7 protein-coding genes and 1 pseudogene are annotated in these 9,361 nt (G+C 54.9%); 5 read left to right on the top strand and 3 right to left on the bottom strand.

Features of this window, described 5'->3' with window-relative positions; all coding sequences use genetic code 11:
• Positions 1 to 170: 170 nt before the first annotated feature.
• Positions 171 to 1,199 (top strand): UDP-N-acetylmuramate dehydrogenase, encoded by a 1,029-nt coding sequence (gene murB / locus ACOTYB_RS21175; RefSeq protein ID WP_022652019.1) that lies wholly within the window; start codon positions 171 to 173, stop codon positions 1,197 to 1,199.
• Entirely contained in the window at positions 1,196 to 2,158 is a 963-nt protein-coding gene (birA, locus tag ACOTYB_RS21170; protein WP_003861169.1) for a bifunctional biotin--[acetyl-CoA-carboxylase] ligase/biotin operon repressor BirA, read from the top strand. Before murB ends, birA begins: the two co-directional genes overlap by 4 nt.
• Positions 2,159 to 2,193: 35 nt before the next feature.
• Here birA and bcsG read toward each other — a convergent pair whose 3' ends face one another.
• Genes bcsG through bcsE form a run of 3 tightly spaced genes read right to left on the bottom strand, consistent with a single transcriptional unit; the run spans position 2,194 to position 5,619 of the window.
• Positions 2,194 to 3,873 (bottom strand): cellulose biosynthesis protein BcsG, encoded by a 1,680-nt coding sequence (bcsG, locus tag ACOTYB_RS21165; protein ID WP_220317105.1) that lies wholly within the window; start codon positions 3,871 to 3,873, stop codon positions 2,194 to 2,196.
• Positions 3,866 to 4,060 carry a cellulose biosynthesis protein BcsF gene (gene bcsF / locus ACOTYB_RS21160; protein WP_220153424.1) on the bottom strand — a complete coding sequence of 65 codons (195 nt, stop codon included), beginning with the start codon at positions 4,058 to 4,060 and terminating at the stop codon, positions 3,866 to 3,868. The genes bcsG and bcsF overlap by 8 nt, the downstream gene beginning before the upstream one ends.
• A complete protein-coding gene (gene bcsE / locus ACOTYB_RS21155) occupies positions 4,057 to 5,619 on the bottom strand; it encodes a cellulose biosynthesis c-di-GMP-binding protein BcsE (protein ID WP_023315006.1) in 1,563 nt (520 codons plus the stop codon). The genes bcsF and bcsE overlap by 4 nt, the downstream gene beginning before the upstream one ends.
• A gap of 174 nt (positions 5,620 to 5,793) precedes the next feature.
• On the opposite strand from bcsE, the gene bcsR reads away from it, so the two are divergent.
• The 3 genes and pseudogenes from bcsR (at position 5,794) to bcsA (ending at position 9,357) form a co-directional block, all read left to right on the top strand.
• On the top strand, positions 5,794 to 5,982 hold the full coding sequence (bcsR, locus tag ACOTYB_RS21150; protein WP_003861175.1) for a cellulose biosynthesis protein BcsR: 189 nt from the start codon (positions 5,794 to 5,796) through the stop codon (positions 5,980 to 5,982).
• An 11-nt stretch (positions 5,983 to 5,993) separates the two neighbouring features.
• Positions 5,994 to 6,746, top strand: a complete 753-nt coding sequence (bcsQ, locus tag ACOTYB_RS21145; RefSeq protein WP_003861177.1) for a cellulose biosynthesis protein BcsQ — start codon at positions 5,994 to 5,996, stop codon at positions 6,744 to 6,746.
• Positions 6,743 to 9,357, top strand: a pseudogene (gene bcsA, locus ACOTYB_RS21140) (UDP-forming cellulose synthase catalytic subunit). The gene bcsQ and the pseudogene bcsA overlap by 4 nt, the downstream one beginning before the upstream one ends.
• Positions 9,358 to 9,361: the final 4 nt, after the last annotated feature.

Raw genomic sequence — 9,361 nt, 5'->3', positions numbered from 1 at the left:
GGGGTCTCCCCATGTGAGAGTAGGGAACTGCCAGGCATCAAACAAGTGAAGAGGCCATCCGCAAGGATGGCCTTTTTGCGTTTCTACACCTGCTTCCTTTCCATAAACAAATCACCTATCCCCCCATATATACGGTAAACTATCCCGGTTTTTGCATCAGGATAGCGTCTATGAATCACTCCCTTAAGCCCTGGAATACCTTTGGTATTCAACGGAATGCTAATCAAATTGTACGTGCCGAAAGTGCTCAGCAGTTGCTGAATGCATGGCAAAACGCAACAGGAAACGGTGAACCCGTACTTATTCTGGGCGAAGGAAGTAATGTCCTGTTTCTCGATGATTTTGCGGGGACGGTAATCGTCAATCGCATCATGGGGATTGAGTGTAAAGAGAGCGCTGAAAGCTGGCATTTACACGTGGGTGCTGGCGAGAACTGGCACCATCTGGTGCAATATACCCTTGAAAAAGGGATGCCCGGACTGGAAAACCTGGCCCTGATCCCGGGCTGTGCAGGATCATCTCCTATTCAAAACATCGGTGCCTACGGCATCGAACTGAAACACGTCTGCGAATATGTCGATTGCATCGAACTCGCGACCGGAACGGCGAAGCGCCTGACCGCAGAGCAGTGCCGCTTTGGTTATCGCGACAGCATTTTCAAGCACGATTATCAGGATCGTTTCGTCATTGTGGCCGTTGGTCTGCGCCTGGCGAAAGCCTGGAAACCCGTTCTGACTTACGGCGATCTGACCCGTCTTGACCCGGCTACCGTCACACCGCGTGAGGTATTTGATTCCGTATGCCACATGCGCATGACCAAGCTCCCGGACCCGAAAGTCAACGGAAATGCGGGCAGTTTCTTCAAAAACCCGGTGATCAGCAGCGAAAATGCAAAAGCATTTCTCGCTGGCTGGCCAACGGCCCCGCATTATCCTCAGGCGGATGGCAGCGTGAAGCTGGCCGCAGGCTGGCTTATCGATCAGTGTGAATTAAAAGGTACTACTCTTGGTGGCGCTGCTGTTCATCGTCAGCAGGCGCTGGTACTGATCAACCAGTCCAACGCGACAAGTGAGGATGTCGTCAACCTGGCGCACCATGTTCGTCAGCGCGTGGGCGAAAAATTCAACGTCTGGCTGGAGCCTGAAGTTCGCTTTATTGGCCGAACGGGCGAAGTGAATGCCGTGGAGACCATTGCGTGAAGGACAATACTATTCCGTTAACTCTCATCGGTATCCTTGCTGATGGCGAGTTTCATTCTGGCGAGCAGCTGGGCGAACAGCTGGGCATGAGCCGCGCTGCCATCAATAAACATATTCAAACGCTCCGCGACTGGGGCGTGGATGTGTTTACGGTGCCGGGAAAAGGCTACAGCCTGCCGGAACCGATCCAGTTACTGAATGAAGAGATCATCCGCAGCCAGATTGGGCACGGTAACGTCGCGGTATTGCCGGTCATTGATTCGACGAACCAGTATCTGCTGGATCGCCTGAGCGAGCTGAAATCCGGTGATGCCTGCGTTGCCGAGTACCAACAGGCAGGACGTGGCCGCCGGGGGCGTAAGTGGTTCTCACCATTTGGCGCCAACCTCTACCTTTCCATGTACTGGAGGCTTGAACAGGGGCCAGCTGCGGCCATCGGGCTGAGCCTGGTCATCGGCATTGTGATGGCAGAGGTGCTGCACGATCTGGGTGCCGATCAGGTGCGGGTAAAATGGCCCAACGATCTGTATCTCAACGATCGGAAGCTGGCGGGGATCCTGGTCGAACTGACGGGAAAAACAGGCGATGCCGCACAGATCGTTATTGGAGCGGGGCTGAACATGGTGATGCGAAACGTGCAGAACGATGTCGTGAACCAGGCCTGGACCAACCTACAGGAAGCGGGGATCACCATCGATCGCAATACGCTTGCCGTCCGCATGATCAATGAGTTGCGTAGTTCGCTGACGCTCTTTGAACAGGAGGGGTTAGCGCCATTCCTGTCCCGCTGGGAAAAGCTGGATAACTTTATTAACCGACCGGTGAAGCTGCTGATTGGGGATAAAGAGATTTACGGCACATCACGCGGCATTGACGCGCAGGGTGCGTTGCTTCTTGAACAGGATGGTGTGATTAAGCCCTGGGTGGGCGGTGAAATTTCGTTACGAAGTGCAGAGTAACCCTCTCCCCACAGGGGAGAGGGTGTAGCAGCTCATCACTGCGGATACGGCACCCAATCCCCGGCATTCAGTCGGACATAAGGCTTATTCTGATACTGGATCACCACCGCATTGGCGTTTTCCGATACCTCCGCCGTCTGCGGCAGCCCGCTGGTGAGCTGATCCCAGTTCACGCTATCTTCCACAAACAGCTTACCGTCTACTGCGCGAGCGACCAGTTCCGAGATAGCCAGATAGCTGCTTGGCTGGGTGATCTCAACTGGAGCTCCCTGATGCGGCGCCTTCATGCCAAAGAACTTAATCCCGGCCGGAACGTTAGTGATGGACGGGCTTGGGATATCGCGCAGACCAGACACCTGCATCCTGTCGCCTTTCAACGCTCCCCCATGTTCCGGTACTATCACCACCATCACTTTGCGGCCTGATTTTTCCAGCTCGTTGAAGAACGCGTTCAGCTCGTCAAAGAACTTCTGCGCACGGGCCTTATAATCGGCCGTTTTACTCACGCCGGGATAATGGTTCCCGTCGTGCAGCGGCAGCGTGTTATAGAACGTCGCACTACGTGTCCCTTCCTCTTTGCCGACGGTATCTAACCAGCGCTGAAGCACGGCGGTATCGTCATACACCGGCGAGCCATCAAAGCCCAGCAACGTAACCGGCAGCCCTTTCTGGTCCATCAGCGGGGCCTGCATGCCACCCTGTTCACGTACTTCTTTCAGGAAGTTACCGAACTGACCGTTATGACCCATCATCAGGTGCTGGGTAAAGCCCAGTTTTGCCAGGTTATCAAACAGATAACACTGGTTAGCTGCCGGCTGGTAGAGGTTCTTATGCGAAGGCTGTCCGCAGCTGGCGCGCAGCAGGCGGATAGCCGCCGGGCCGCTGTACGACGTGGCCGAGTTGAAGTCCTTGAACTGAATATCGAAATGCGACCACAGCGGGTGCGACATCAAACCAGCCGCGTCAACGTCAGCCCAGGACAGAGAACAGATGTTAATGACCAGCAGCTCAAACGGCTGAGCATCGGCAGGCAGCGCGTCCGGGAATTTCGTCTGACGCTTATCTTCCGCAGCGTAAAAACTGGAGAGCCACGCGTTCAGGTTCGTGGATGTCGGCGGTGCAGTCTGCGCTGGAATATCCCCAACCACAGGCGTATCCCCTGCTGTCGCGACGGTCGCGGCGGCGGAACCGCCCGTGGTGGTCACGGTTGTCGTCGGCTGACCGGCTGGCCACAGCGAGAAGCTCGGGCCCGTCAGCGTCAGGACGTTAAGCCAGATCATAATCGCGACGACAAACACCGTCACCCGGATCCACTGAGACAGGAACAGCCAGGCGACCAGCAGGACAAATACCGCGCCAATCATCTGCCAGTTAATAAAGCGCTCAACCAGATCGAGCATATAGTCCGCACTGAAACCTGCGACCTGGGAGCCCTGGCTCATGATGCTTTCAGGGCCGGGCAGCCAGGTATCATGCCAGAACAGGGCGAAACTGATGGGGATAGCGACCCAGTGACGTATACGGTGCAGCCTGAGGTTCGGGATTGGCATCAGCAGGAATGCCATAAACACCAGGTTAAGCAGAGGGTGGAAATTAAGATAGCCTGCCCACAGCAGACCAAACTTCACCAGAAAGTAGAAATTCCAGCCGGACAGGCCGCGCCAGTATTGCCAGAGTGGCGATGGCGCTGAAGAGGTATAGGTAGAATTAGTCATGTTTTCGGTTTGCCTTGACGTTCGGAGCGCGACTCAGTGTTCCGGCGGGTTTAATATAGCGAGGTTTGACGAACAGTAATCTGACCGCATCGCGAATACGGCGCAGGGAATGGCGTGCATAGTAGCCAAGCGGCAAAAAAATCAGCGCGCACAGAACAACCAGTTGGATGATATCGCTGATATTCATAATGGCGCGCTCTCCTTGTTCTCATCCAGTAAGCGTAGCGGCTCAGGTACCCGACGCCAGACATGCCCGTCATGTTTCGCGTTCAGAACCGGTTTGGCACCGCTTGTCACAGGCAACGGTTTCGCCCACTTTTCAGGAGCCAGGGCACGCATCTGGACAAGCTCAGCGCTGATCAAATTATCTTCAAACCAGACCATGCGGTTCGAGAAGATATCCCCGGTAGGAAGCGGGAAGATATGGTTAAGCGCCGTATCCAGATCGTTCACCCGGCAGAAGGAGAGGAACAGCACCAGGCGGTTATCGCCAATGGTCATGATATCCCCGATACGGTTAGGGCGGCACAGAGTAAGCGCCTGCTCAACGCGAATACCCGGCACGGGGCGCAGGGCAACCATCACCCCTTTTCCGTCTGCCGGTAACAGCGTATTGCTCATCATGTTGCCCACCGCATCGCAGAAGGTGTCCCATTTCTGGTAGCCGCGCAGTTTCATCGGCTGCGTCATTGAAAGCAGGGTGCTGATATCTTCCGGAACATGTCGATTAAACTGCTGGCCCTGGATGCTTTCGATCAGCGTCAGACAGCGCGACAGGGGAGCATTCCACGGGATGACCATATTCGCGCCGCAGCCCAGTAATAAGCGCTCATCGGTGGCGCGCAGGCTGGTATTATTTTCACGCACCACAATTTTTAACGCGCTGCCGCGCTGGCGACGTAATGTGTGAATGTGCCTTGCCAGCGTTTCGATTTGGTTATTCTGGATCAACGAGAAAATAATGGTCGCCGCCTGCGTGGTGCGCGCCTCATCAAATAAGGCTTCATTGGTATCGAACAGTGACCAGTGCTCAGACAGTGCAGGCGCACCTTCCAGTACCGCAATATGACTCAGAACGCGTTTTTCATCACTGCGTGGCTGAACTATCGTCTCTTCCTGTTGAGCAAGATGCCACTCATCCCCGACATGTTTGAGGGTAAGTTGTTGTCGGGAGCTCACCCCTTTTTCATTGCACCAGAAAGCCACGTCGTAAAGATGGCTGTCGGTCTGGACACGAATACTGGCCAGGCCATAGAGAGAACGGTATTCACTCATTAAAAGTGAAAAAAGCTTGTCATTATTACTGCCTGGGTTAACAACCAATAAGGTGCAATTTTGATTTTTTGCCCATCTGTTGATTTTTTCCAGCCATTTCAGCAGTTTTTCAGAGGGGATATTTTGCAGGCCGTTATTAGAGCATTTTAGAATCAGTAAATAGTGTTCAGGAACAATAGAACACTGAATATCGCGGGGTAAAAAGTATAGACTGTCAGCCTCCGCAGGCATGGAAAATAATCGTACTGTCTGGGGTCCACGGTCACTGTCGAGCCTGATGATTGACTTCGGCTCTTCGCCCATCGTAATTATGGCCACGCGGGAATCCTTCCCCTGCGCCGCTATCGTCTGGTTTACCAGACTGATGGCATCTTCATTACGATCCGTATTAACCCACCAGACTCCTCCGACTGGCATGTGGCGCAATTCGTCCCATAATGACTGGATGCCAATAGAAAATATGGAGTCCACGGTGTCCCTCTTTTCGTCGAATTTCTATGTCTCTCAGTTTACTAGCGAAAGCGTAGAAATAAACCTAACATTGAAATTAAAGAACATCAGATTTAGCATGTAAATGAAATTTAGTGGGCAGGACGCCTCGCTGCATCTGAATCTTATGATTTTACTCAAAGGGATGAAAAAAGAATGCAAAATAACGAACCCGCAACCCCAGTCGACTCAAGTCTGGGTTACACATTCCAGAACGATTTTTTGGCACTCACGCAGGCTTTTTCTTTGCCTGAAATAGATTACACCGATATTTCCCAGCGGGAACAGTTGGCGGCGGCTATTAAACGTTGGCCGTTATTAGCTGAGTTTGCCCAACAACAATAAGGAAGCCATTGATGGCTGTACTAGGATTACAGGGCGTCCGTGGTGGGGTGGGTACAACTTCCGTTACCGCGGCGCTGGCGTGGTCATTGCAGGTATTAGGTGAATCGGTACTGGTCATTGATGCCTGTTCCGATAATTTGCTGCGCATGTCATTCAATGTCGACTTTACGCATGCAAACGGCTGGGGACGTGCGCTTCTGGACGATAAAGACTGGCGGGATGCGGGTTTGCGTTATACCTCCCAGCTCGATTTGCTTCCCTTTGGTCAATTGACCGAAACCGAGCGCGGGAATGAAGCCGCGTACCAGCGCCTGTTCTCTCGCTTCATCACCGCATTGCAGAGCCTGAAAGAGAGCGGGCACTATCAGTGGATCCTGCTGGACCTGCCGCACGGTGCCGCGTCGCTGACCCGCCAGCTGCTGGCGCAGTGCGACCATGTGCTCTCCATCGCGAACGTAGATGCGAATTGTCATATCCGTCTGCATCAGCAGCCGATGCCTGCCAATGCCCATATTCTGATCAACGATCTGCGCATTGGCAGCCAGATCCAGGACGATCTCTACCAGGTCTGGCTCCAGAGTCAGCGCCGCCTGTTGCCGATGGTGATCCATCGTGACGAAGCGATGGCGGAGTGCCTCGCGTCCAAACAACCCCTCGGGGAGTACCGTAGCGATTCACTGGCGGCGGAAGAGATCCTGACGCTGGCCAACTGGTGTCTGCTGCACTTTGCTAAACGGCCGGAGCCTGCCGGGAGTTCAGTATGAGCCGCCTGACTAACTGGCTGCTCATTCCGCCGGTCAGTTCGCGCTTAAGTGAACGCTACCGCCATTACCGTCATCACGGCGCCTCGTCGCTGAGCGCAGCGCTGGGCTGTTTGTGGATGATTCTGGCGTGGATGTTCATCCCCCTCGAGCATCCCCGCTGGCAACGCATTCGCGCGCGCCACGGTGAACTCTATCCGCATATCAACCCTGACAAGCCGCGTCCGCTGGATCCCGCGCGCTACGCTATTCAGTCCATCTGGCTACTGACGACCTCAACGGGCGCGGAGAAAAAAACGTCCCGCTGGCGCAGCTTCGATCGTGTGCAGAACCTGCGTGAACACTACCACCAGTGGCTTGACCGGCTACCCGACCGGTGGGCGACAAAACGGGTCATTTAGATAACCAAAAAGAGCTCGGGCACCTACACCCGGGCTTGCGGCGTTTTATTCTCGGCGTGGTTGTGGTGTTCTCGCTGATTCTTGCGCTGGTCTGTATTACCCAGCCTTTCAACCCGCTGGCGCAGTTCACCTTCCTGATCCTGCTGTGGGGCGTGGCGCTGCTGGTGCGGCGCATACCAGGGCGTTTTTCTGCCCTGATGCTGATTGTGCTATCGCTGACCGTTTCCTGCCGCTACATCTGGTGGCGATATACCTCAACGCTGAACTGGGACGATCCGGTCAGCCTGGTGTGCGGCTTAGTGCTGCTGTTTGCTGAGACTTACGCCTGGATCGTGCTGGTGCTGGGTTACTTCCAGGTTATCTGGCCGCTGAATCGACAGCCGGTGCCGCTGCCAAAAGACACGACCCAGTGGCCTACGGTGGACCTCTTCGTGCCGACCTACAACGAAGACCTGTCGGTGGTAAAAAACACCATTTACGCCGCGCTGGGTATCGACTGGCCGAAGGATAAAATCAAAATCTGGATCCTCGATGACGGTGGCCGCGCCGAGTTCCGCCAGTTCGCGGACGAAGTGGGGGTAGAGTACATCGCCCGTACCACGCATGAACACGCGAAAGCCGGTAACATCAACAATGCGCTGAAATATGCCAAAGGGGAATTCGTCTCTATTTTCGACTGCGACCACGTGCCAACGCGCTCGTTCCTGCAAATGACCATGGGCTGGTTCCTGAAGGAGAAAGAGCTTGCGATGATGCAGACGCCGCACCACTTCTTCTCACCGGACCCGTTTGAACGTAACCTCGGTCGTTTTCGTAAAACCCCGAACGAGGGCACGCTGTTCTATGGCCTGGTGCAGGACGGGAACGACATGTGGGACGCCACGTTCTTCTGCGGCTCCTGTGCGGTGATCCGCCGGAAACCGCTGGATGAAATTGGCGGGATCGCCGTCGAGACGGTCACGGAAGATGCGCACACCTCGCTGCGTCTGCACCGTCTTGGCTATACCTCCGCCTACATGCGTATTCCTCAGGCGGCGGGGTTGGCCACGGAATCCCTGTCGGCGCACATCGGCCAGCGTATTCGCTGGGCCCGCGGCATGGTGCAAATTTTCAGGCTCGATAACCCGCTGATGGGTAAAGGGCTGAAGCTGGCGCAACGGCTGTGCTACGTCAACGCCATGTTCCACTTCCTGTCGGGTATTCCACGGCTTATCTTTCTCACAGCGCCGCTGGCGTTCCTGCTCCTTCACGCTTACATCATCTATGCGCCTGCGCTGATGATTGCCCTGTTCGTTCTGCCGCACATGATCCACGCCAGCCTGACGAACTCGAAGATTCAGGGGAAATATCGGCACTCCTTCTGGAGTGAAATTTACGAAACGGTGCTGGCCTGGTACATCGCGCCGCCAACCATGGTGGCGCTGATTAACCCGCATAAAGGGAAATTCAACGTCACCGCGAAGGGCGGGCTGGTGGAAGAGGAGTATGTCGACTGGGTGATCTCCCGGCCCTATATCTTCCTGGTGCTGCTGAATATTGTGGGCGTGATTGTTGGGATCTGGCGCTACTTCTACGGCCCGGAAAACGAAATTCTGACGGTCTTCGTGAGTATGGCGTGGGTGTTTTATAACCTGATTATCCTCGGTGGCGCGGTGGCGGTATCGGTGGAGAGCAAGCAGGTTCGCCGCGCGCATCGCGTCGAAATCAGCATGCCAGCGGCCATTGCCCGCGACGATGGACATCTCTTCTCCTGTACCGTACATGACTTTTCGGATGGCGGTCTGGGTATCAAGATCAACGGTCAGGCGAAGGTGCTGGAGGGGCAGAAGGTCAACCTACTGCTTAAGCGCGGCCAGCAGGAGTATGTCTTCCCGACGCAGGTGGTGCGTGTGAGAGGAAATGAAGTGGGTCTGCAACTGATGCCGCTGACCAAAAAACAACACATTGATTTTGTGCAGTGTACGTTTGCCCGCGCGGATACGTGGGCTCTCTGGCAGGACAGCTTCCCTGAGGATAAGCCTCTGGAAAGCCTGCTGGATATTCTTAAGCTGGGGTTCCGTGGCTATCGTCACCTTGCAGAATTTGCCCCGTCGTCGGTGAAATTAATTTTCCGGTCACTTACTTCACTGGTTTCCTGGGTCGTGTCGTTCATTCCGCGTCGACCTGAGCGAGATGAAGCGAAGCAGGCGGACCCGGTTATGGCTCAACAATGATGAT

The sequence above is a fragment of the Enterobacter cloacae complex sp. IR5450 genome, from assembly GCF_049238665.1.
Taxonomy (GTDB): domain Bacteria; phylum Pseudomonadota; class Gammaproteobacteria; order Enterobacterales; family Enterobacteriaceae; genus Enterobacter; species Enterobacter hormaechei_C.
The sequence above is the reverse complement of the archived record's forward strand: the minus strand, read 5'-3'. Positions and strand labels throughout refer to the sequence as shown.

What these genes read in the sequence shown, in the direction of transcription:
- bcsG (WP_220317105.1), bottom strand. Translation starts at nt 3,873, where the DNA reads ATGACTAATTCTACCTATACCTCTTCAGCGCCATCGCCACTCTGGCAA.
- bcsR (WP_003861175.1), top strand. Translation starts at nt 5,794, where the DNA reads ATGCAAAATAACGAACCCGCAACCCCAGTCGACTCAAGTCTGGGTTAC.
- bcsF (WP_220153424.1), bottom strand. Translation starts at nt 4,060, where the DNA reads ATGAATATCAGCGATATCATCCAACTGGTTGTTCTGTGCGCGCTGATT.
- bcsQ (WP_003861177.1), top strand. Translation starts at nt 5,994, where the DNA reads ATGGCTGTACTAGGATTACAGGGCGTCCGTGGTGGGGTGGGTACAACT.
- murB (WP_022652019.1), top strand. Translation starts at nt 171, where the DNA reads ATGAATCACTCCCTTAAGCCCTGGAATACCTTTGGTATTCAACGGAAT.